General features: G+C 53.0%; 17 protein-coding genes. 5 read left to right on the top strand and 12 right to left on the bottom strand.

The genetic code is table 11. From position 1 onward, the window contains the following. Positions 1–29: 29 nt before the first annotated feature. Positions 30–722 (bottom strand): DUF4956 domain-containing protein, encoded by a 693-nt coding sequence (locus KP806_RS16895; protein WP_224724891.1) that lies wholly within the window; start codon positions 720–722, stop codon positions 30–32. Further along, positions 715–1,521, bottom strand: coding sequence for a polyphosphate polymerase domain-containing protein (locus tag KP806_RS16890; protein WP_224724890.1), 807 nt, complete (start codon positions 1,519–1,521; stop codon positions 715–717). Before KP806_RS16890 ends, KP806_RS16895 begins: the two co-directional genes overlap by 8 nt. Positions 1,522–1,750: 229 nt before the next feature. Between KP806_RS16890 and KP806_RS16885 the strand changes: the two genes are divergently transcribed. Together KP806_RS16885 and KP806_RS16880 are read left to right on the top strand one after the other, a co-directional pair. Continuing rightward, complete coding sequence (locus tag KP806_RS16885) at positions 1,751–2,425, top strand: response regulator transcription factor (RefSeq protein ID WP_224724889.1); 675 nt, start codon at positions 1,751–1,753, stop codon at positions 2,423–2,425. A gap of 4 nt (positions 2,426–2,429) precedes the next feature. Continuing rightward, complete coding sequence (locus tag KP806_RS16880) at positions 2,430–3,719, top strand: sensor histidine kinase (RefSeq protein ID WP_224724888.1); 1,290 nt, start codon at positions 2,430–2,432, stop codon at positions 3,717–3,719. A gap of 88 nt (positions 3,720–3,807) precedes the next feature. Here the strand turns inward: KP806_RS16880 and KP806_RS16875 are convergent, their stop codons facing one another. From KP806_RS16875 to KP806_RS16830, 9 genes are all read right to left on the bottom strand, one after another. Then, positions 3,808–4,368, bottom strand: a complete 561-nt coding sequence (locus KP806_RS16875; RefSeq protein WP_224724887.1) for a sugar phosphate isomerase/epimerase family protein — start codon at positions 4,366–4,368, stop codon at positions 3,808–3,810. 37 nt (positions 4,369–4,405) lie between these two features. After that, on the bottom strand, positions 4,406–5,281 hold the full coding sequence (locus tag KP806_RS16870) for a phytanoyl-CoA dioxygenase family protein (protein ID WP_224724886.1): 876 nt from the start codon (positions 5,279–5,281) through the stop codon (positions 4,406–4,408). A 150-nt stretch (positions 5,282–5,431) separates the two neighbouring features. After that, positions 5,432–6,283 carry an AraC family transcriptional regulator gene (locus KP806_RS16865; protein WP_224724885.1) on the bottom strand — a complete coding sequence of 284 codons (852 nt, stop codon included), beginning with the start codon at positions 6,281–6,283 and terminating at the stop codon, positions 5,432–5,434. Positions 6,284–6,872: 589 nt separating this feature from the next. Further along, entirely contained in the window at positions 6,873–7,694 is an 822-nt protein-coding gene (gene tatC, locus KP806_RS16855; RefSeq protein ID WP_224724883.1) for a twin-arginine translocase subunit TatC, read from the bottom strand. 45 nt (positions 7,695–7,739) lie between these two features. After that, positions 7,740–7,973, bottom strand: coding sequence for a twin-arginine translocase TatA/TatE family subunit (locus KP806_RS16850; RefSeq protein WP_224724882.1), 234 nt, complete (start codon positions 7,971–7,973; stop codon positions 7,740–7,742). Positions 7,974–8,017: 44 nt separating this feature from the next. Further along, on the bottom strand, positions 8,018–9,073 hold the full coding sequence (locus KP806_RS16845) for a molybdopterin-binding protein (protein WP_224724881.1): 1,056 nt from the start codon (positions 9,071–9,073) through the stop codon (positions 8,018–8,020). Further along, positions 9,070–9,564: a MogA/MoaB family molybdenum cofactor biosynthesis protein gene (locus KP806_RS16840; protein ID WP_224724880.1), complete on the bottom strand. Its 495-nt coding sequence runs from the start codon at positions 9,562–9,564 to the stop codon at positions 9,070–9,072. The genes KP806_RS16845 and KP806_RS16840 overlap by 4 nt, the downstream gene beginning before the upstream one ends. 27 nt (positions 9,565–9,591) lie before the next feature. Next, positions 9,592–10,071, bottom strand: a complete 480-nt coding sequence (gene moaC / locus KP806_RS16835; protein WP_318153659.1) for a cyclic pyranopterin monophosphate synthase MoaC — start codon at positions 10,069–10,071, stop codon at positions 9,592–9,594. Between the two features lie 4 nt (positions 10,072–10,075). Further along, on the bottom strand, positions 10,076–10,705 hold the full coding sequence (locus KP806_RS16830; protein WP_224724878.1) for a 5-formyltetrahydrofolate cyclo-ligase: 630 nt from the start codon (positions 10,703–10,705) through the stop codon (positions 10,076–10,078). 140 nt (positions 10,706–10,845) lie between these two features. Here KP806_RS16830 and abc-f point away from each other — a divergent pair, with 140 nt between their 5' ends. The 3 genes from abc-f (at position 10,846) to pelA (ending at position 17,343) form a co-directional block, all read left to right on the top strand. Then, positions 10,846–12,783 (top strand): ribosomal protection-like ABC-F family protein, encoded by a 1,938-nt coding sequence (gene abc-f / locus KP806_RS16825; RefSeq protein WP_224724877.1) that lies wholly within the window; start codon positions 10,846–10,848, stop codon positions 12,781–12,783. A 28-nt stretch (positions 12,784–12,811) separates the two neighbouring features. Further along, the gene (locus KP806_RS16820; protein WP_224724876.1) at positions 12,812–13,738 is read left to right on the top strand and encodes a phosphotransferase family protein; all 927 of its coding nucleotides are present in this window, start codon (positions 12,812–12,814) and stop codon (positions 13,736–13,738) included. A 287-nt stretch (positions 13,739–14,025) separates the two neighbouring features. After that, on the top strand, positions 14,026–17,343 hold the full coding sequence (gene pelA / locus KP806_RS16815) for a pectate lyase (RefSeq protein ID WP_224724875.1): 3,318 nt from the start codon (positions 14,026–14,028) through the stop codon (positions 17,341–17,343). Between the two features lie 61 nt (positions 17,344–17,404). Here the strand turns inward: pelA and KP806_RS16810 are convergent, their stop codons facing one another. Next, entirely contained in the window at positions 17,405–21,520 is a 4,116-nt protein-coding gene (locus KP806_RS16810) for a putative Ig domain-containing protein (RefSeq protein ID WP_224724874.1), read from the bottom strand. Between the last annotated feature and the right edge of the window lie 47 nt (positions 21,521–21,567).

The raw sequence follows: 21,567 nt of genomic DNA, 5'->3' as shown, positions 1-21,567 counted from the left end.
CTTCCTTCCGATTTGTAATGGTTGTTGGTTTAATACTCGGCCTGAACCGTAGGGACCATCGTCAGGGATAAATCCAGATTGCCGTTGCGGCACCGGATCGCGTCGAGAAATTCCTTCTGGTTCGTGTTCTGATCCAACGTCACGGTGTATACGAGCTCGTACAAGCTGCCAAGCTCGGTCGTGCGGATTTTTTTCAGCTCATACGCAGCATCAAACACAGCGAATACTTCGGCGAATGCTTCTTCGTAGGCCAGGCTTTCCGGAATCGTAACTTTAAGCAGCTTCTGAGCCGATTTTCTCGCTCCGAAGTTGGTTTTGCTCAAGATGAACATCAAGGCGCAAAGGATGAAAGTGAACAATACCGCGTAGCCGAAGGCGCCTACGCCGCAAGCCAGACCGGCCGCCATCGTGAACAGGACGTATGCGATATCCTTCGGATCGCCGGGCGCGCTTCGGAACCGGATGATGGAGAAGGCTCCTGCAAGGCTGAACGCCCTTGCAATATTGCTGCCGATCAGGAGAATAATAATGGCAACGATTGTGGGCAGAATGATCATCGTTAAAGTAAAATTTTGCGAATATCCGGTCTGGTTCGTTTTCATGTAAGTGAAGCTGATCATGGCGCCGAGGGCGATGGCGATCAGGATCGTGACGACCGAGCTGCCAAGCGTCATCGTCGTTGCCGCGGCCGTCGGATTAAACAAGGATTCGAAATCAAACATAGAGTACACGCTCTCTTTCCATAAATGGTGTTGTTATTGTCGATTGCGGAGTTGGTGTCGGCTGCGGCCGCAACGCCGGCCGCTCGTTCCTGTGTCTTACCGTCTTCTTGTATTCGTTGCCGTATTTGGAAAAGCTCGTGCGGTATAATCCATGCTCCGATAACAACCGCGACAGCCACAGCGGAATCGTATTCTCCGCCTTTACTTCCATCAGCCACAAGTTGGCCGTGTCGAGAAGCTCGCCATGATCGCCAAACTCCAGTCCCAGGTCGTACCGTCGATGTCGGATGTTCGTGTCGAACGTAATGCGGAGATCCCGGCTCTCCTTGCTGAACATCGCCTTCCGCTCGTAAGCCAGATACACCTTCGGTTCGAGCTCGTAGCGGCAAAGGAAATATTTGATTTCCTCGATCACCTGCTTGTTCATGTAAGTCTGGAATGCCGGCTCGATCCCGGTTCGCACGAACTCGTACGCTTCGTTCAGCTTCAGCCCCGTCCTTCGTTTGTTGACGAGACCGAATACCTTCTTCTTCATCTCCAGATACACCTTCGCCCCGCCGCTTGGCACGCCGTACGCTCTGAGCCGAAGCTTCTCCTTGTACTTCGGCTTCGACAGGCTCGTCCGGATGAGCGAATTGTGCGGAGTATCGAAGTAGAGGTTGCTGATCGAATAAAATTCATGCTGCTTGTTATAATCGTCAAGCTCCATGTAATCAAGAAGGTCGCTATAAAATCGAAGGTACGCATCATGGTCCAGCAAATATTTGTTCTCGTACCGGTTGAACACTTCAATGGCCATCCTTGTTTCATTCCTTTCCGCGGTCCGCTGTGGTCTCATCTCTCATGTCTGTATCTTAGTCCCGCAACCTTTAATGAATCTTAAATCCATTTACATTTACTCAAAGAAATCGCGCTTCCTATATATAGCGGCCGAAAGCATTCGAACGAAAACAGTTAAGGTTGGCTAAAGGTTCGCTTGTTATAATGGGGAAATCAAGTTTAGAAAAACAGCAAAGGATGAACAGCCGATGCGAATTTTGGTCGCGGAAGACGAAATACATTTGGCGGAAGCCTTATCCCAATTATTGAAAAAGCAGAACTACTCCGTGGATGTCGTCTATGACGGCAGTTCCGCCTACGATTACGCGCAGAGCGGCATCTACGATCTCCTGCTGCTTGATGTCATGATGCCGGAGATGGATGGCTTCACCGTGCTCCGCAAGCTTAGGGGCGAAGGTGCGGCGACGCCGGTCATCCTGCTCACGGCCAAAGGCGAGATTACGGACAAAGTAACCGGACTCGATTACGGCGCGGATGACTATATCGCCAAACCGTTCTCGACCGAGGAGTTGATGGCCCGCATACGCGCTGCGCTGAGGCGTAAGGGAGAGGTCGTCCCGGAAGATGCGCTGACGTTCGGGGATATGGAGCTGAATCCGGCTCAATTGAAACTGACCGTCAAGGGAAAGGAATTGAAGCTGAACTTAAAGGAAAGCGAGCTGCTCGAGCTGCTTGTGACGCGAAAGCTGGCCGTCACGTCGAAGGAGCAAATTATCGAAAAGCTGTGGGGCTTCGATTCGAACGCGGAATACAACAATGTGGAGGTGTACATCTCGTTCCTGCGGAAGAAGCTGACCTTCCTCCATTCGTCCGTGAAGATTGCAACGATCAGGGGCGTCGGGTACATCCTGGAGGCGACGTAGCAGCATGTTCAAAAAGCTCAAAAACCGGTTTCTCCTGCTGAACCTGATCACGATCACCGTCATGATGCTGGCTGCTTTCACGGCCATCTATGCCATCACCTTTCAAGACGTGAAACGCGACATCGATATGGAGCTTCATCAAGTATCGGAAGCTTATCATAAACAGCAGGACGGACCTAGACGGTTTGAACCTGACGATAACGGCGCAGCGCCTCCGGATGAGTTCCAGGGAGAGCCGCCTGCAGGCATGGAGGACGACGGCTGGCGGCCCGAACGGTCTGTATCGTTCAAGCTGGAAGCGGACAGCTCCGGCACGTTAACGAGCACCGACTCGCGGTTTGATATGGAGGAGTCCTTCTACCGGGAGGCGCTCGAGAAAGCACTAGCAGCGGGCAATACGACCGGCCAACTCAAGCTGGACGGCAATGAATGGGCGTTCATCGTTCAGCCGACCGCTGACGCCCGCAGCATGTTCGTCTTCATGGATGTCACCGCGCAGCAGGGCATCTTAACGAATTTGATTTATACGTTTGGGGCCGTTGCTCTCGTTATGCTCGTCGTCATTTATTTCATCAGCCGTTATTTCGCCAGCCGCTCCATCGCTCCGGTCAAGGAGGCGTTCGAGAAGCAGAAGCAGTTTATCGCCGACGCTTCCCACGAATTGAAGACGCCTCTTGCGGTCATTCAGACCAACGCGGACGTGCTGCTCGCCAACCGCGAGGATACGATCGTAAACCAGGCCAAGTGGCTGCATGTCATTAAGCAGGAGACGCAACGTATGGCCAAGCTGACGGGAGATCTCCTCTATCTGACCGAGATGGAGGACTCGCGTTCCGCCATGATGCGCGCCGAGTTCGATCTGAGCGAAGCGGTGGAGACGATTATGCTGACGATGGAAGCCGTTATTTTCGAGAAGGATCTCCAGCTCGACTATGATATTGAGCCCGGACTGACGGTGAATGGCAGCAGCGGGCAGATCAAGCAGGTCATCATGATTTTGCTCGACAATGCCATCAAATACGCGGGTCCGCGCGGATCGATCCGGATTGTGCTGAAGAAACAGCATCACGATGTTATCCTGTCGGTCACCAACACAGGCGAAGGAATTGCCGCGGAGCACTTGCACCGGATCTTCGACCGATTCTACCGGACGGATACTTCCCGCTCCCGCGCCCAAGGCGGCCATGGACTTGGTCTTGCCATCGCCAAAACCATCGTCGATCAGCACGGCGGCAAGCTTTACGCGAAGAGCGAGCTTGGAGAATCGGCGACCTTCTATCTGCATCTGGACTAGAAGCTCCAGGCACGCAAAAAAATCCCTTACGACCGTTTCAGCGGTCGTAAGGGATTTTTACAAAAGGGATTCGGCAATCTTTTTAAGTTCAAGACTCAACTTGATCGCTCGGCAAGAACATTTCACCGGCAACAACATAATGCGAAAGGTCGATTGTAAGTTGAATCTCGGGAACATCATGAACATACTGTACGGTACGGAGTAAATCTTGAGTAATTCTACCGCGGTGAGTTTCAATAAAATAAGGGATCTTCGCTTCCGAAGCAGCTGTAATAAGACCGCGCAGCAAGGAAACGGCCTTCGAATCCGTAATAAATGAATCTGCAACTTGTGAGTTGATATAATCCACTCCGAAGTTTTGCGCTTCCCGAATGATGGTTTCCAGATCGTCTCGATGAAAGGGGAAAGAATGAATACCGAATTTAAAATCATATTCATCTAACAATCGGCGCCAGCGTTCAGATTGTTCCGGGGACGGAAGCCGGCCCAGAATTCCTGTAAATCCGGCCTTGGCTATCTCCTCAAACTTTTCTTCGATTGTCCATTCGCGGCCATCTTCCCCAAGACCTGCCATTGCCCACCATGATTGATGAATTTCTAAGCGGGGCGCTTCTTGGGAACCGTCGTTTAATCGAGTTATTTCAGCCATAATGAATACCCGCCTGTGAAAGAGTCATTCCCGCCGTTCAACATTCGGCTCCGGTCATTTCGTTCGTGAACATTTGCTTGTACGCTTGCGGTTTCAGCTTAGCAGCCGATTCCGGCGCGTAATGGATTTGAAGAGAGCGGCGGCGCTTGTTGGAAAAGTTCGGCGGCGTCCCGTGATGCAGCAGTCCCGAGAAAATGAGCGCTCCCCCCGGCTGCAGCGGTACGGCAACGTCGCGATCGACATGCACGCTGGTGTCGCAAATTTGCCAATCCCTTTCCGCGTAATGCGGCGTGGCGCCGGTCCGGTGGGAATAAGGGATGACGTGCATGCAGCCATTATCGAGCTCTGCAGGATCCAGGGCGAGCCAGATTCCGATGACCGGCTTGTCGTACGCCAGATTGCCGTATGCCATGTCCTGATGCCAAGGCTTCTCAGCCCCGCCGGTAGGCGGCTTCAAAATCGCTTGATCCTGAACCATCTTTGGCTTTTCGCTAAACAGCTTCTCCAGCGCGCCTATAATTTCGGGGTGATCGACGATGGCTCTAAGCCGGGGTTCATGGTCCGCAAATTCGTGTACTTTGCGCGCCGCCAGTTCTTTGGCCTCTTCGGTAAGAAGCTCGGACTTCGGCTTGACGAATTGCACTCTCGAGCCGACGGAACGATCGTAAATAATATCCATCAACGCGTCGATCGACGTGCGGATTTCTTGCTCGCTCAGCACCCGATCAACGACCAAATACCCTCGTTCCCAAAACTGCCTGACGTGTTCCTCGTTTAATTGCTCGATGCTTTCGATTCGGTGCTCCGGTAAGTTCTCGTATCGGTACATCGTGTTCGCGATCGTCTGCGCGAGCTGTACTTCCTCCATATTGTCGTAGGAAAACAGCGTGCGATTAGACTTTTTCTTCTCCATTTGAACGGCCCCTCCCTCTGCTTCTTGCGGATTTGTTGTTCGCTTTTATTGTACCGGGGAGAAGGGGGACGGCAAATGGCCGCAAACCGATAATCTTTATACCGAGAACCGGAAGTCCCGTTCGGCCGACTTCCTGAGAATGACGAAGCGCTATCCTTTATGCGGAAGCGATGGCGGCACATTCTGTTTATACGCGGAGGGCGGCAAGCCGTATTTGGCTTTGAACTGTTTGCTGAACAAATACACATTGGCGTAATTGAGCGCTTCTGCCACCTGCGAAACGTTCATCGCCGTTTCCGCCAGCAGCATGGCCGCCCGCTCGAGACGGGCTTCAGTGATGAACGTCCTGATCGATCTGCCGGTGCAGGTTTTGAACAACACATTCAAATATTCCGGGGAGAGCTGCGCCTCTTCGGCAAGCTCCCGGTGGGAGATTCGCCGTCCGGGGTCTTGGCGAATTTTGGAGACAAGCCGTGCGATCAGCTGTTTTTGCTTGCCGGACGACGACGAAGACGGCGGTTGCTGGCTTTGGTACATGTGCAGCATCGCATGCTTCAGCAGAAGATCGAATTCTTGTTCACGCCATGCGTCTTCGGAATCGACGACTTGCAGCATCCGATTCAGCAGCGATTCAAACAGGAACGGCTCCTTTACTTGCGCAAATCTGCCCGGCATCAGCTCCGGGTTCCACGCTTCGCCCGTACGGGAGTCCGCTACGTCGAAATGGGCGAAAATGACCGTCAACCGATCGTTCGGATCCTGTACCGACTCCGGCCGGTCACCGGGGCGCACGAGGAAGCAGCAACCTTTCCCAATCGTATATTCGGTGCCGCCGAGCTTCATCCGCCCCTTGCCGGATACCGCATACCATATATCGAAGTCAGGCAGCGGCTGCGGACACCAGTTCCAGCCCGGCTCACAGTGCGCTTTGCCGCTTCTGCGCTTGTCCAGAAACCGGGCATCGCTTAGCGGAAACTGTTCCCGATTCAAATGGCCTGACATTTGAAACCTCCCTCTTTCTAACGAGAAATAACTCTATCTGCCCTTTATGAGACCATAGTTTCTAGATCACTTGGTTGTTGACGTTTCGAGAAGGCCATCCGCATATTCTGCGAAAGATTCGGGTCCATGAATGGGTTCGCTGCATAGTCGCGAATCTCCTTCACTGAGTCTGACGTTCTTTTTCGTATGCCATGCAGGGCGTACTCGTAACTCAGGGTCACCTCATATACATAGTGCAAGTATATATCGATGAAGGAGATGATCTGAATGCGGATCTATGTTGCGGGCAAGAAGGATACTCTCCGGACAATTGCATCAAAATATGGCATCGATTTGGGACCGGTCTTATCCCTTAATCCCCGGATTCGGAATCCGGACCTCAATATTGCTGGTTTACATACGTTCCTATAAGGAAGTGGTGAATGACATTCCGTTGAACGTTTGTTCAAAGCGGGCTGCGATTCATCTCGCCACCTAGAGAGGATGGGAGACTTCCCGCAGCAATTCGTTAAAAGCACAAAGAACCCTGACAGAATCAAGGGTTCTTTGGTTGGCCGGTCACCTGGTGAAACGGCAATTCCTAGCGCCATTAAGCTTTATTCAAAGATTGGCCGTACTCCGCCTCAAACCGCGCATCGGCCGCCAGCTGCTTTTTGTACACCGTGCCCGACAAAAATACGCTGACCTCATACAGCAAGATTAACGGAATCGCGACCAGAACGTCGGATATAAAATCCGGCGGCGTAATCATAACCCCGATCAGCACCATGACAAAATAGGCGATCCGGCGCATCTTCCGGAGCCGCTTCGGATTGACCAGACGGATTGCCGTCAGAAACATGATGACGAGCGGCAGCTCGAACAGCAGCGAAATCGGCAGCAGCAAATTGAACATAAACGAGAAATATTGCGCAATCCCGTACGTCTCTTCCAGATTCAAATGCTGCGACACGGTTCTCGTAAAATTAAAGGCGAGCGGAAACACGACAAAATACGAAAAAGCCAGTCCGATCAAAAACATAATCAACGCGAACGGCACGTATTTCAGCGTGGACCGCTGCTCGTTCTCCCGCAGCGCGGGCTTCACAAATGCCCACAGCTGATAGGCGATGACCGGGATCGACAGAATAAGCGCGATGAAGAACGCGAACTTCATATACATCCCGATCCCGTCCCACAAGGAGAAGGTATGCAGCGAAATCGAATCGGCCGGCTCTTGGCTCATCAGAAAGTTGTACGCCGGTTCGGCGAGCACAAGACCGACGACCAGTCCCAGCACAAGGACAATAATGACATAAACGAGCCGCTTCCGAAGCTCTCCCAGATGCTCAAGCAGCGGCATCAGCCCTTCCTCGCGGATCAGTTCCTTCCGTGACTTCGGACTCGAATGACTTCTAGCATCGTTTCCCATTTCCACTCCCCCTTCGTTAAAATGTCAAGAAAAAAGCGGGCCCGATTAATCCGGCAGCCGCTTGTTTTCCTTCTCCGTATTCTCCTGACTTCTGACCTCGATCCGGCTCGCGTCCTTCTCCTTGCGGTCGTCGTCGTCCATAATTTCTCTTGCGCCTGACTTGAATTCGCGAAGCGTCCGTCCGAAAGCGCGGCCAAGCTCAGGAAGCTTGTTCGGCCCAAACAGAAGCAGAGCGACAAGTACAAGCAGAATAATGCCTGTGGCACCTATTCCCGACATCTGATTTACCTCCCAAAATAAAATCCTATCGTCTGCGGGCCCGGCTAGCAGCCGTACAACCCGCCGTAACCCATACCGGTTATATCTTCCCGCTCGATAATGTCTCCCGCCAGTATGCGGGGAAGCAGGACGTCGAAGGATGTGTATGGATCATGCATCACACAGCCCGGCAGCCCCAGAATCGGGATGCCTTGCAAATAGCCGATGAGGAGCATGGAGCCCGGAAGCATCGGCGTTCCGTAGCTGACAATCTCCGCACCCGACGCTTTAATGGCGCCCGGCGTCCGGTCATCGGGATCGACGGACATGCCGCCGGTCACTAGTATCATATCATAACGCTGTTCAAGCAAATAGTGTATTTCCTTGACAATTGTTTGTCGATCGTCCGGAGCGAACCGTTGCTCGGCAACCTCCGAGCCAAGCTCCTCGAGCTTTCTCCTTACGGCGGGACCGAACTTGTCCTCGATTCTGCCGCCATACACCTCGCTGCCTGTCGTCAGCAAGCCCGCTCTCAGCTTACGGAACGGCCGCACCTGCAGCGGAGAAGCGCCGCCGCGGCTCCGGCGGTATTCGGTCGCCAGCCGCTCAACCTTCTCGACCTTGGCTTTCGGGACGACGAGCGGAATTGCCCGGGTCGCCGCCAGCTGGCCGCCGGGCTTTACAACCGTGTTTGTTTTGACCGTGGCAAGCGCGATGTCTCCCAGCCCGTTGATGGCGTCAACGATCGATTTATCTATATCGGCAAGTCCCCATATCTCCGATTTCATGCCGACCTTGCCTTCATGCGGCTCCGACAGCCGCATATTCTCGCCGCACAAAGCCTCGGCCATCCGAATGGCGGCGTCGTCCTCATGGAGCTCGCTGCTTCCAAGCTCCATAATGTAGATATGCTCCTTGCCGATATCGAGCAGCGCGGGAATGTCGGCTTCGGTGATGACGTGGCCTCTTTTGAATAGCCGGCCTTTAAACTGCCCGGGAACGATCCGGGTCAAATCATGCGCGAGACGCAGTCCGACCGCCTCGTGCACCGGCACTTCCTTCAGCACGGTTTCGCTCCGGACTTCGGCTGTCTCTGCCGCTTGCTCTTGCTGCCCGCTCATCCGTTATGCTCCCCCAGCTGTCCGGATAAAATTCCCAGCGCGTGCGGAAGCTGGTCCATGATGGCCATCATGCTTTCATGAACACCCTTCGGGCTGCCGGGCAGGTTGACGATCAGCGAACTTCCGCGGATTCCGCATACCCCGCGCGAGAGCATCGCCCTTCTTGTTTTCTGCAGGGCGCCCATCCGCATCGCCTCGGCCAAGCCCGGAACGGCGCGGTCGATTACCTTAAGCGTTGCCTCGGGCGTCACGTCGCGCGGAGCCAGCCCCGTCCCGCCTGTCGTCAGCACGAGATCGGCATGGAAATATTCCGTCATCTCAATGAGCGCCGCCATAATTTCGTCCTGCTCGTCCGGAACGATCCGGTACTCGACGATTTCGCCGCCCAGCTCTTCCTCGATCAGCTCGCGGATGACCTGCGCGCTCGTATCTTCGCGTTCCCCGCGCGAGCCTTTATCGCTTGCCGTTAATATCGCTACCTTCCACCGCATTAGCTATTCCTCCCATCCCTATTCCGATCATGGGTTTGACGAAATCCGATAATCGCCGCTTTTTCCTCCCGTTTTGGACACGAGGTGTGTAGGACCGATCACCATATCCTTTTGCAGCGCTTTGCACATGTCATATACCGTCAGCGCGGCGGCGGATACGGCCGTGAGCGCCTCCATTTCGACACCGGTCTTCCCCGTCGTCTTAACGGTGCCTTCTATATAAAGCTCGTCCGCTTCATTATCTCCAAACACGATGTCGATACCCGTTAACGGAAGCGGATGGCACATAGGAATCCAATCCGACGTCTTCTTGGCGGCCATTACGGCTGCCACCTGAGCGACCGCCAGCACATCGCCTTTGCCGATCTTTCCGGCCTTGATTTGTGCCAGCGTATCCGGGTTCATCTTCACCGTCGTCCGGGCTACGGCTGTCCGTGAAGTGACTTCCTTGCCTGTGATGTCAACCATACGCGCCCTGCCTTGCTCGTTAAAATGCGTCAGCTCCACCTCATCACTCCTTCCCAGCCTGATCGGCCGAATCATATACATTGCTTTCCGTTATAACCGCTTGCACCTTCAAATCATGCCCCTCGCTCGGCACCCGCTCCACCAGCTGCGCCTCGAAAGCAGGCCCCAGCCACAGCACCGTACGCTCCGCGTTCTGCAGCGATTCGGCAAATCGGTCGTAATAACCGCCTCCATAGCCCAGACGCCCGCCCCTCCGGTCATAAGCCAGACCGGGGACGAATACGGCTTCCGGTACATAATCCGCTTCAAGCGGCTGTGCGATGTCCGGATTCGGCTCCATGATGCCATAGGCTCCGGGCTTCAGCTCCTCCCAGCTGCGCAGGCGATAAAGCGTCATCGAACGGTTTGCGGCATGGCAGCGCGGCACAATGACGGTTCGGCCGGTTTGCCAGCCCCATTCGATCAGCCCGGACAAATCGAGCTCGCTGCGGAACGACACATACGCCATAAACGAAGCGGCCGCCTTTCTTTCGAGCAGCTCCTTCGCCCTGGCGCAAACGGTCTCCGACCAGCGGCTGCGCTGCTCCATAGACAAGCTGTCCCTGCGCCCCGCCAGCTCTTTGCGGATGCCGGCTTTTTGCAGTAATACATTTTCTTCCGTCAAAGCACTCACTCTGCTTCCCCATCGGTTTGTTTCAATACAAGTAGTTTACCACTCTTATACAACTTTCGCCAATGCCGGCGCTTGTTTATGGTACACTATTATAGTAGGTTTATTAAACATTTTTACATTTATTAGGTGGAGGTTTCGAAATGCTGCTTCAGGTTTCCAATATTTCAAAAAGCTACGGCGTAAATGCCGTGTTATCCAATATTTCGATGCAAGTTCAAGAACGGGAGCGGATCGGTCTCGTCGGCGTGAACGGGGCAGGCAAATCGACTCTGCTCAAAATTATCGCCGGCGAAATGAACGCCGATTCCGGCACCATCCATAAAGCAAAAGAAACAAAAATCGGGTATTTGGCCCAAAACAGCGGCCTGCAGTCGGACCGCACGATCGAAGCCGAGATGCGCGCCGTATTCTCCCACCTTATCGAAGCCGAGCAGGAGCTGCGCGAGCTGGAAATCAAAATCGCCGATCCCGAGCTTCACGCGGATGAGAAACGTTATGCCGATACGCTGGATCGCTACTCCAAGCGCTCGGACTGGTTTCGCGAGCAGGGCGGCTTTGAAATCAATACCCGTATCAACAGCGTTCTTCACGGCATGGGCTTCGGCCAATTCCCGCAAGACACCGTCATTTCCACGTTAAGCGGCGGCCAGAAGACGCGGCTTGCTTTAGCGCGGATTTTGCTGCAAGCGCCTGACCTGCTCATGCTTGACGAACCGACGAACTATTTGGACATCGAGACGCTTACCTGGCTGGAGTCGTATTTGCGCGGATATTCAGGCGCCATTCTTGTCGTGTCCCATGACCGGTATTTCCTGGATGCGCTCGCTCAAACCATCGTTGAAATCGAACGTCATACGTCGAAGCGGTACACCGGCAACTACAGCCGCTACGCGGAGCTGAAGGCCGCGGAATACGAGATTAATATGAAGCAATATGAGAAGCAGCAGGATGAAATCGCCAAGATGGAGCAGTTCGTGCAGCAAAATATCGTCCGCGCTTCGACGACCAAACGGGCACAAAGCAGGCGTAAAGCGCTGGAAAAAATGGATCGTCTGGAAAAGCCGCTCGGCGAGCTAAAAAAAGCCCATTTTTCCTTTGAAATCGAGCGGATGACGGGCAAGGACGTTCTTCAGGTTCAGGATGTGTCGGTTACGTTTTCCGGACGCGACAAGCCGCTGTTCGAGCATGTCTCGTTCCAGCTGACCCGCGGAGAAACGGTTGCGCTCATCGGACCGAACGGAATCGGCAAATCCACGCTGCTGAAGGCCATCGTCGGCCAATACGAGCCTTCCGCCGGTACAATCCGGTTCGGTACGCACGTGAAGCTGGGCTACTACGATCAGGAGCATACGAGACTTAATCCTCAAAATACCGTTTTGGAGGAAGTATGGGGCGCCTATTCCCACATGGAAGAAGCCCGGATCCGGACCGTGCTCGGCAATTTCCTGTTCAGCGGCGAGGATGTGCTAAAGCGTATCTCTTCCTTAAGCGGCGGCGAGAAAGCCCGCGTATCGTTAGCCAAGCTGATGCTGGCTCAAGCAAACGTCCTTATTCTGGACGAGCCGACGAACCATCTTGACCTTTTCAGCAAAGAGGTGCTCGAAGCGGCGCTTATGGATTATGAAGGCACGCTGCTCTTCATTTCCCACGACCGTTATTTCCTGAACAAAATGGCGGAACGCATTGTCGAACTAAAGCCTGCAGGAACTGAGCATTTCCTGGGAAATTATGACGAAATGGTAGAGAAAAAACAAGAAATCGAAGAGGCCAGGCTGGAAGCGTTGGCTAAACAAGCCGCATCGGCCTCCAAAGCTGCCTCTAATTCCGACAATACGACAACCAGCTCTTATGAGACGGATAAACAGGCCAAACGCGAGGAGCGTGCCCGGCAGCGCAAGCTCGAACAGCTGGAGCAGGATATCGCGGCATTGGAGCAGCAAATATCCGAGCTCGAGGAGCAGTTGGCCGATCCCGCCGTATTCAATGATTACATTCGTATTCAGGAATTACAGGGCGAAATCGGCAGCCGCAAAACGGCTTTAGAGGCCGCCTATGAGGAATGGGAGCAGTTCATGTAAGCATCTAACGAAAAGAAGGTGAGCTGTCATGTCAACGTTATTCGGGCACCCGCTTCCGGACCGTATTTTAAACTGGATGATCCGCTCCGTCCATCCCGAGGCCAGCGTACTGTCCGTAAACCGGCTGTACGGCGGAATATCCACGAGCGTTCACAGCATAACGCTTCAGCTCCCGGAATCGGTCAAGGAAGTGGTGCTGCGGCAATTCGACAATGCCGAGTGGCTGTCAGACGAGCCCGACCTGCCGCTTCACGAAGCGGCAAGCCTGCGCCTGGCGCTCAAGACCGGCATTCCCTCGCCTGAAGTCATTGCGGTTGACGCAACCGGGGAAGCCTGTGGCCTGCCTGCCCTGCTGATGTCGAAGCTGGAGGGCAGCGTGGTTTTGGAGCCGGCGAACCGGAAGGATTGGCTGGACCAAATGGCCGAGGCGCTCGTTCGTATCCACGCGGTCGACAGCAGCGGATTTCAATGGAGCTATTTTACTTATAACGATATTCCGAAATTGCAGGTGCCCGATTGGTCGCCGCACCCCAAGGAGTGGCAAACGGTCATCGACCGGGTCAAGCAGCCGCGTCCCCCATTCAGACCTTGCTTCATTCACCGCGACTATCATCCGAACAATGTGCTGTGGCATAACGGCAGATTAAGCGGCGTCGTTGATTGGGTTAATGCTTGCATAGGGCCTCAAGGCGTTGATATCGGCCATTGCCGGAATAATCTGGCCTTGCTCTATGGCGTGGAAACGGCCGATGCCTTCTTGTCCGCCTACAGGCAGCATGCAGGCGATTCCTTTCAATATGATCCTTACTGGGAGCTGGTCTCTCTGATCGATATTTTGTTTGGTCCGCCGGCCGTCTATCCCGGCTGGACGGCTCTCGGAGTAACCGGTCTGACCGATGAGTTAATGGCGGAGCGTTTAGACGCATACATGATAAGTCTCATGAATCGGCTGTAGCCGTCTTCACGGCGGCGGCAAAAGCTCATTTCGCGCTAACGGCGAAAAGAACACGGGCTGTCCCGTAAGGTCATTGATCTTATGGGGCGGCCCTTTTATTCTATAAATTCGGCACATTCGCCGGATTATCATCCCCCCGGATGATAATCCTTAGATCATGTTTACCCGGGAATACCAATGTTTTCCCTTCATCCAATGCTGTGATTGTATACGTAAATGATAACGTTTTCATATAATCGGAGTGTCGTTTCGTATGACACACATTAGGAATGGAAGGGGAAATGTTCATGAATCGAACCAGACAGGCATCCAAATTGGCTGCCGGGCTGTTGGCTTCGGTGATGGCAGTATCGCTCTTAAGTTCAGCTTGGCCAAGCGTCGGTTATGCGGAGGAGAACTCGCAAATTACCGAAGAAGCGCAAGGCGGAATCTATGAGGCGGAGGATGCCGCAGGCTCCGGTACGATTGTCGATAACAAGCATTTTGGCTTCACCGGCACCGGCTTCGTCGATTTTAACCCGAATGTGTCCGGCGGTTGGATTGAATGGACCGTCGAAGTGCCGGCAGCAGGCGATTACACGCTTGCATTCCGTTATGCATCCGGCGCCGCGGAAGACCGCCCGGCAGAAATCAAAGTGAACGGAACGGTCGTGGCGCCTCAGCTGGGCTTTCCGTCTACAGGAGATTTTGCCGTCTGGAAAACCGTATCTGCGAATACGTCATTAAATGCCGGCACCAATGTAATCCGCGCGACGGCTGTCGGTACGAGCGGCGGCGCAAATATCGACCATCTTCAAATCCTCAATCAATCGGACACGGAAGAACCGGCGCCTGTCGTTCTGGAAGAGGTTGAGGTATCCGACATCATTGGCGGCCTATTGATGAAAAAACTGAACACGCTTGGCATTTTGGCCAAAGAGCTAGCGGCGGATCAACCGATCGCCCGCATATCTTTTATGTCTCTATTGAACGACACGCTCGGATATGTCCAGCAGGATACGTTCAAAAACTTAGATCAGGACGGTGCCGTATGGGAAAAACCGCTGGATGAATGGGATGCCTATGTGCTGGCTGCGACAAAGGAAGCCGGTTATATTGCCCCGGGAGAGGACGGCTTGATTCATCCGGAGGAGCCGCTGTTGCGCAGCGATGCGGCGAATATGATTGCCAAAGCTCTCGATTTGATTCCGGATTCGGCAAGCGGCAGCAGCGGGATTGGAGCGGCGATCCGGGAAGGGTACATGTCTGCAAAAGGCGGCTTCGGCAAAAAGGATTTTGTCACCGCTGCGGAAGCGAAGGAAATCGCAACGGCCATCTCCTCCAAAACAGAGGGTGCTGAACAAATCAGTATCGTCGGCGTACATGCGGTGGCAAGCAACGTTGTTGCCGTCACTTTGAACAGCCCGCTGGTTGAAATCGATTATAAGGATATCGTGTTAAACAAGGCTACGGGAACCTGGAAATCGTTTAACCCGGCTTTTAAAAACCTGACGCTGAAAAAAGCGGCAGCCGGAACGAACCGTTTCGGCAACACTGTCCTTTTGTTTGAGACGGCGGAGGAGCTAGGCGAGGATGCAACCATTGCGAACGAGACGGCAGCCGGCGGCTTGGCCGGGGATCTGAATGAAGCAATCGCGAAGGCCGAAAATCTCCTATCGTGGCAGATGGATCATGGCGGTTGGACAAAAGCGATGCCTTACGACAGAGCCTGGAACGGGGTTGAAAAAAAATCCTCGCAGCTTGGTATTGACGGCGTGACGGAGCTCGGCACCATCGATAACAACTCGACTATTAATGAACTGCGGTTTATATCGCAGGTTTATCGCGCAACGGGAGATGAGAGGTTCAAAACAAGCGTACGAAAAGGCATCGGCTTCCTATTGACCATGCAGTACGAGACAGGCGGCTGGCCGCAGGTATATCCGCAGCGCGGCGGCTATTCCGACTACGTCACTTTTAACGATAATGCGATGATTAATGTGATGGACTTAATCGATGACATCGCCGGCAAACGTTATCCGTTCGACACCGATTTGATCGACGGCGAGACGGTCGACTTGCTGGAGCAGGCAAGAGAGAAAGGCATCGAATACATTTTGAAATCGCAGATCAATGTTGACGGTCAATTAACGGCCTGGTGTGCGCAGCATGATCCGATCACTTACGAGCCAAGGCATGCCCGGGCTTACGAGCATCCTTCCATTTCCGGGTCGGAATCGGTTGGAATCATTCGTTATTTGTTGTCTTACCCGAATCAAACCGCTGAAATAAAGCGGTCGGTCGAAGGCGCATTGCAGTGGTTCGATAAGGTGAAGCTGGAAGGCATCCGGTATGTAAGTGCGGATCCGAACGGCGTCTATTTTGTCGAGGACCCAAGCGCCGTCTCCTGGTATCGGTTCTATGAAATCGGCACGAATAAGGGAATATTTTCTGGTCGCGATGGTATTATTAAATACAGCATTCAGGAAATTGAGCAAGAACGCAGAGACGGATACTCATGGGGCGGAAGCTATGCCAAAAACCTGCTCGCAACCATGAAGACTATCGGTTATTATTCAAATCGTGTTTATGCAGAAGCAGCAGCTGCAAACTCCAAGGATGCTGGAGGCAGGAAGCTGAATCCCGGAGAGCTGAAGCAGGTCAAGGACTTGAGAGGGCAAATTCGCGAGCTGCCAAGCCAATTGACCGTCGCGCAGGACGGTACGGGCGATTATTCGGACATACAAGCGGCTGTAGATGCCGTACAACCGAACAACACGGAGCGGGTCAACATTTTGGTCAAGAAAGGCATTTATAAACAAGTCGTTACGGTACCTGCCAATAAGCCGTTCATTAGCATGATTGGAGAATCATCCGAAGATACGGTCATCACGTATGACAATTATTCGGGCAGGGAACGTCCGGCCGGCGGTACTTACGGTACAAGCGGAAGTGCCAGCATGTTCGTAAACGGAAACGATTTTATCGCGAAAAATATGACGATAGAAAATTCTTTTGATGAAGCTTCCGTAAACGCAGGCAATAAGCAAGCGGTGGCGCTGAATGTCCGCGGCGAACGGCAGCGCTTCGAGAACGTCCGCTTCATCGGCAATCAGGATACGCTGCTTACGAACGGCGGAACGCAGTACTTCTACCAGTGCTATATCGAAGGCGATGTGGATTTCATCTTCGGCGGCTCGCGCGCGGTATTCGAGGAGTGCACGATCCATTCGCTTGACCGCGGTTCCTCAACCAATAACGGCTACATTACGGCGGCAAGCACAATGATAACGGAGCCTTACGGTTATTTGTTCCTGAACAGCAAGCTGACGAGCAATGCCGCCGCGGGCACAGTCTGGCTGGGACGTCCGTGGCACCCTGGCGGCAACCCGGATGCCATCGCAAGCGTCGTTTATATGAACTGCGAGATGGGCGCTCATATCAACCCGATCGGCTGGACCGACATGTCAGGTTTCTCTGCGGCGGATGCCCGGTTCTATGAATACAACAGCAGCGGTCCCGGCGCCGCCGCTGCGGACACGCGCCGACAGTTGACGGATGAGCAGGCGGAATCGTGGACGGTCAGCAACGTGCTGAAAGGCTGGAACCCGAATCAAGAGGCGTAGGTGAAAGCAAAAAATAGGCGGTGCAAGGATAATCCCTTGGCACCGCCATTTTTGCTTCCTATTATTCGGATTGATCATGAGGCACGGTAACGGTAACGGATACATCCGTCTCGTTGCCCGCTTTATCGGTTGCCGTATACGTAATGGTATAGATGCGCGATTGTTCAGCACGCAAGCTGAAGGAATCGGCTGCTGTACCGAGTTCGGCCTCTATGTCCCCTTTACCGCTATCTGGTTCATTGCACGTAATGGACGTTAGCACCACGGATTCAATGCCCGATCCGGCATCGCTTGCTTTCAGCACGGCATGGACCGTCACCATTTTATGATTCGCCGGCCAAATCGACGTCCGGTTCAGCTCGACGGATAGCTCCGGCGCTGTTTTATCAATGTTGCTTACTGCATAACTGGTTACGTTCGACACATTTCCTGCGGCATCCGTCCCTCTTGCAAAAATGGTGCCATTGTCTTTAACCGCGACCGGAGAGGTGTATGGCGTCCATTCTCCTTCTGCTCCCAGTTTGTACTCTTTTATTGCCGCGTCGCCGGGATAACTGATCGTTACGGTAACATCGCCGTTCGTCGGCGAAGTAACATCCGCTGCGAAAGCGGCATCGGCAGGCGGTGTCAGATCTGCCGCTTTCACTTCCCCATGCAGCTTCAATTCCGCCATATTGCCGAACCACGTATTCGGATTGTAAATCCGGATATAACGGTACGGTGCTTTGGAGCTGATGGCAAAGCGCTGCCAATCCGCCGTTGAAGCCGCCGCCGCAGACAGAGTCGTCCAGCTCGTCAAATCGTTTGATCCTTGGATCACTGTGCCCCTAATTCTAGTGAAATATTGGTCTTGTCTTGCAAGCAGCTCTACGCTCGATAGAACGGCTTCATTGCCATCTTTGAAATCGAAGATAATATAGCCGCCCGCTCCGCCGCCGTTTACCCGGAAATCGGAATTCGTATTGGGTTTGTTATCAAACAGATAATTGACCTGCTTTAATGTTTCTGCCGCCGATCTTCCCGAAGTGGAGTCGATTAAGTTAGCGATACCGGTCACATTGCCGATCAAATCCGACTCGTCGGCAAGATACAGCTTGGTGTTATCGGTCGTGGTGTATACCGTGTCTCCTGCGGTTCCGTCATTTGACTTATAGTCGGCCGAAAACTTGATTGCCCCCATTTGGACGTTCTCATTCATCGTCGCCACAGCCGTCCAATTGATATTGTCCTGTGTGCTCACCACTGCATCCTGACCTTGAATGCTGACCTTTACATTTTGGATCGGTTCTTTTGCTTTAATGGTCAGCTTTGCCGTTTGGCCCAACACGATTCTGCCATTGACGCTCTGCTCCGAGCCGAGCGATACGGACTCCAGCTTGTTATTCGTCTCATGACGCTCGCCAAAAATTCTGAATTCGCCCAGCTCGAGCAAATTTTGTACTTGACCGCGAAGAGCATCGGGCTGCGGATCAATCATTTGAATTTTAATATACCGGAATTGGGCATTTTTGTACGCAGCGTCTACTTCAAGCCTTGCTATGCCGTCGGTAAACGCCGTTTGTCCCGGTGTAAGCCGCGTCCAGTTTTCCCCGTCATTCGAACCGAATACCGTCGAGCCGGCCATCCGGTCAACAAAATTCATTCTCCCCTCAAAAGCAAACGCATCGGCCGAAATCTTATAATCAAGCCCAAAATCGAGAATATGGTACAAATTCGGATACGGCGCCAGCGAATAAACCGGGAACGTATTATCGTTGCCATCCGCAAGGAGCGAAATTGCGTTGCCAAAGGTGGATGTGACCAGGCTCGGATAATCCATGCTGCCGTCAGCCTTGAAAACAGGCGTCAACAATTGAAGCTCTTCGGCCGCCTTTCGCAAAGCTAACAATTGCTGATAAAAAGCTTCATTCGTCGCAGCTTCAATCTGATTCATCGTGTCCTCGTACACGGATTTAAACTGCTTAAGCGATGCCGTTACGTAAAGCGTGTTCGGATCATACAGCGCTGTCGCTGCCTGTACGGCCGATGTACGGTCCCCGCTTACAACGATTTTGACATTTTTGGTTGTCACCGTCGTGCCGTCTGAAGCCTGAACGATCAATGAATACGTTCCGGCTTGCGCCGGCTGCCAGGAAAATGCGCCGCTGCCCTCTTGAAGTACAGCGCCCTGCGGCATGTTCGCAATCTCGTAAACGACATTTTCCTGACCGGAATCGCTGGCGGAGAAATCCAGGCTCACTGGCGCCCCAACGTATGCAAAAATGTTCAAATCCGAAGCTCCCGCTTTAAATACAGGAGGAGTCAGCTGTTCGCCGGCTTTTACATTCAGGTGATCAAGATCCACCGTCGTGCCTTCGCCTTTCACTTTCATATACAGGAGACTATAGTCGCCGTCCAGCTGACCGTAGGTAACATGGTCGATTCCCATGTCGTAAGTCATGTATTTCCACTCACCATTCGTATCCGGCAGCGTCAACGTATGATAAGGCGCCGAACCGATTTCCTTGCTCAGCTCCAGGACAGCCGTTCCGTTCGTCCGAAACTTGATTCCGATGAGTCGGGAACCGGTACGACTCGCATAGGACAAATTATGCAGCACAAATATGCTTCCTTCTGGCGTTGCTTTTGTCCGCAAATAAGAGGTACCTCCCTCTTGAATGGCAGCCGTGCTCTGATCAAATACCGTATAACGGTCTTCTATTTCGACCAGCGCATCGGTGGTCTGTTCTTTGGGAACATACTTCCCGCCTTCAGACTCCGCTTCCTTCGGAATGTAGATCCAGAAGTCTCCGCCGCCGTCCGGACTTTCCCATGCTTGCCTTAGCGTCCCTTGGTAATAATAATTGGACGGGATTTTTTTGGTGAAAGCTTCATAGAAATACGGAGCTTTCTCCGCAACGTTGATCCCCTTTTTGTAGGTGTAATAGTAGTACATATCCCAAAATAAAGCCGTATTCATCCGTCCTCTATACGAGTCCGAAAACTTGGAATAGATGCCTCTCACCGATCCGTCAGGAAAAATAGAAAACGGAACCGGCACCCACGGCGTATCATAACCAAGCATATATTTCCAAAAAAAGTCGGCGGCCGCTAAAACCCGATCGTCCAGAAACTCGTAATAACCTACGGCATTGTCCCGGGTAGAAACGGTCCCCTCCACCGGGTCGACCTTGGTCCCCTGAGCAATGAACATACGCGATAAAATCGCCGAGTTCGTTATATCTCCTGCCCCATGCGCCTGGTCCCGTCCCATCTCCACGTGCTGCACGACCGGTGTGTCCAATTTCTCGCCCGTCTCCGCGTTAGTGTCGACCAATCGGAACAATTGCTTAATAGAACCGTTAAAGCCCTGATTGCTGGCCGTCTTATTCACAGTGGCCCATTCGACAGCCTCGTTATACCTCTCTCTGTTGTTGGTAAATATATACCCTGCCATCGCTCCGAGCAGCGGATAGTTATGCTGGTTCATAAATTGGTTGTTATCATGCTGAAAGGTTTCAATAACCGGATTAATCAAATTGTTCGTAAAATCGGCCGTATCCCTATCCGTCCATTTGAGAGCTTCCGTTTGAGAAGTGGAATACCTCAAAATTTCCGCCGCAGTAACCATCCTGTTAAGCGGAATGCCCGTATGAATATGCGCATCGGTAAAATACTTGTATTTCGCAGGGTCCATCTGGGACCAAATACGGATGATGCTCATCGCATTCGCCCGGTACACCTCATCGCCGGTGATATAGTACATAAGCGACTGGGTATACGCTTTCAATCCATCGGCTATAAATCTCGAATTGAAGCCCTGGCTGTCAAAAGCATCGCTCGCCGGCTTGGCCGGATCCGTCGTACTCTGGTTGCTGGAGGTAACCGTTTTTGACGCCGTACCGGATACGGTCATCGCCTTGTAATAGGAATACCACGGTTCCTTCTGGGCCAGCACCTGATCTCTCATATTTTCGAGTATCGCTTTTGTTACTCCGACTCCCGGATGGGTGAATCCGTTGGTAACGGTTTCATTTATTTCGACAGTATAACCCGTGCTGACGGCCCCGCCATTATCCGCAGCCGCAGCCGAAGCTGCGCCAATCGGCATAAGCGCTGCAACTATACTCACCGCAACAATTACCGCCATTATCCGCTTCCATGAATCTCTGAAATGCAATGCAGCTTTGCGTGTCATGAAGCTCCTCCTTGTTTGATAGTATAAAAGAACGAGAACAACCCTTT

It is taken from the genome of Paenibacillus vietnamensis (assembly GCF_020169515.1).
Lineage (GTDB): Bacteria > Bacillota > Bacilli > Paenibacillales > Paenibacillaceae > Pristimantibacillus > Pristimantibacillus vietnamensis.
This window is presented reverse-complemented; position numbering and strand designations above follow the sequence as displayed.

Bases quoted from the DNA above. Each gene is read 5' to 3' on its own strand.
- KP806_RS16895 (WP_224724891.1), bottom strand. From the start codon at position 722: ATGTTTGATTTCGAATCCTTGTTTAATCCGACGGCCGCGGCAACGACG.
- KP806_RS16890 (WP_224724890.1), bottom strand. From the start codon at position 1,521: ATGGCCATTGAAGTGTTCAACCGGTACGAGAACAAATATTTGCTGGAC.
- KP806_RS16885 (WP_224724889.1), top strand. From the start codon at position 1,751: ATGCGAATTTTGGTCGCGGAAGACGAAATACATTTGGCGGAAGCCTTA.
- KP806_RS16880 (WP_224724888.1), top strand. From the start codon at position 2,430: ATGTTCAAAAAGCTCAAAAACCGGTTTCTCCTGCTGAACCTGATCACG.
- KP806_RS16875 (WP_224724887.1), bottom strand. From the start codon at position 4,368: ATGGCTGAAATAACTCGATTAAACGACGGTTCCCAAGAAGCGCCCCGC.
- KP806_RS16870 (WP_224724886.1), bottom strand. From the start codon at position 5,281: ATGGAGAAGAAAAAGTCTAATCGCACGCTGTTTTCCTACGACAATATG.
- KP806_RS16865 (WP_224724885.1), bottom strand. From the start codon at position 6,283: ATGTCAGGCCATTTGAATCGGGAACAGTTTCCGCTAAGCGATGCCCGG.
- tatC (WP_224724883.1), bottom strand. From the start codon at position 7,694: ATGGGAAACGATGCTAGAAGTCATTCGAGTCCGAAGTCACGGAAGGAA.
- KP806_RS16850 (WP_224724882.1), bottom strand. From the start codon at position 7,973: ATGTCGGGAATAGGTGCCACAGGCATTATTCTGCTTGTACTTGTCGCT.
- KP806_RS16845 (WP_224724881.1), bottom strand. From the start codon at position 9,073: ATGAGCGGGCAGCAAGAGCAAGCGGCAGAGACAGCCGAAGTCCGGAGC.
- KP806_RS16840 (WP_224724880.1), bottom strand. From the start codon at position 9,564: ATGCGGTGGAAGGTAGCGATATTAACGGCAAGCGATAAAGGCTCGCGC.
- abc-f (WP_224724877.1), top strand. From the start codon at position 10,846: ATGCTGCTTCAGGTTTCCAATATTTCAAAAAGCTACGGCGTAAATGCC.
- KP806_RS16820 (WP_224724876.1), top strand. From the start codon at position 12,812: ATGTCAACGTTATTCGGGCACCCGCTTCCGGACCGTATTTTAAACTGG.
- pelA (WP_224724875.1), top strand. From the start codon at position 14,026: ATGAATCGAACCAGACAGGCATCCAAATTGGCTGCCGGGCTGTTGGCT.
- KP806_RS16810 (WP_224724874.1), bottom strand. From the start codon at position 21,520: ATGACACGCAAAGCTGCATTGCATTTCAGAGATTCATGGAAGCGGATA.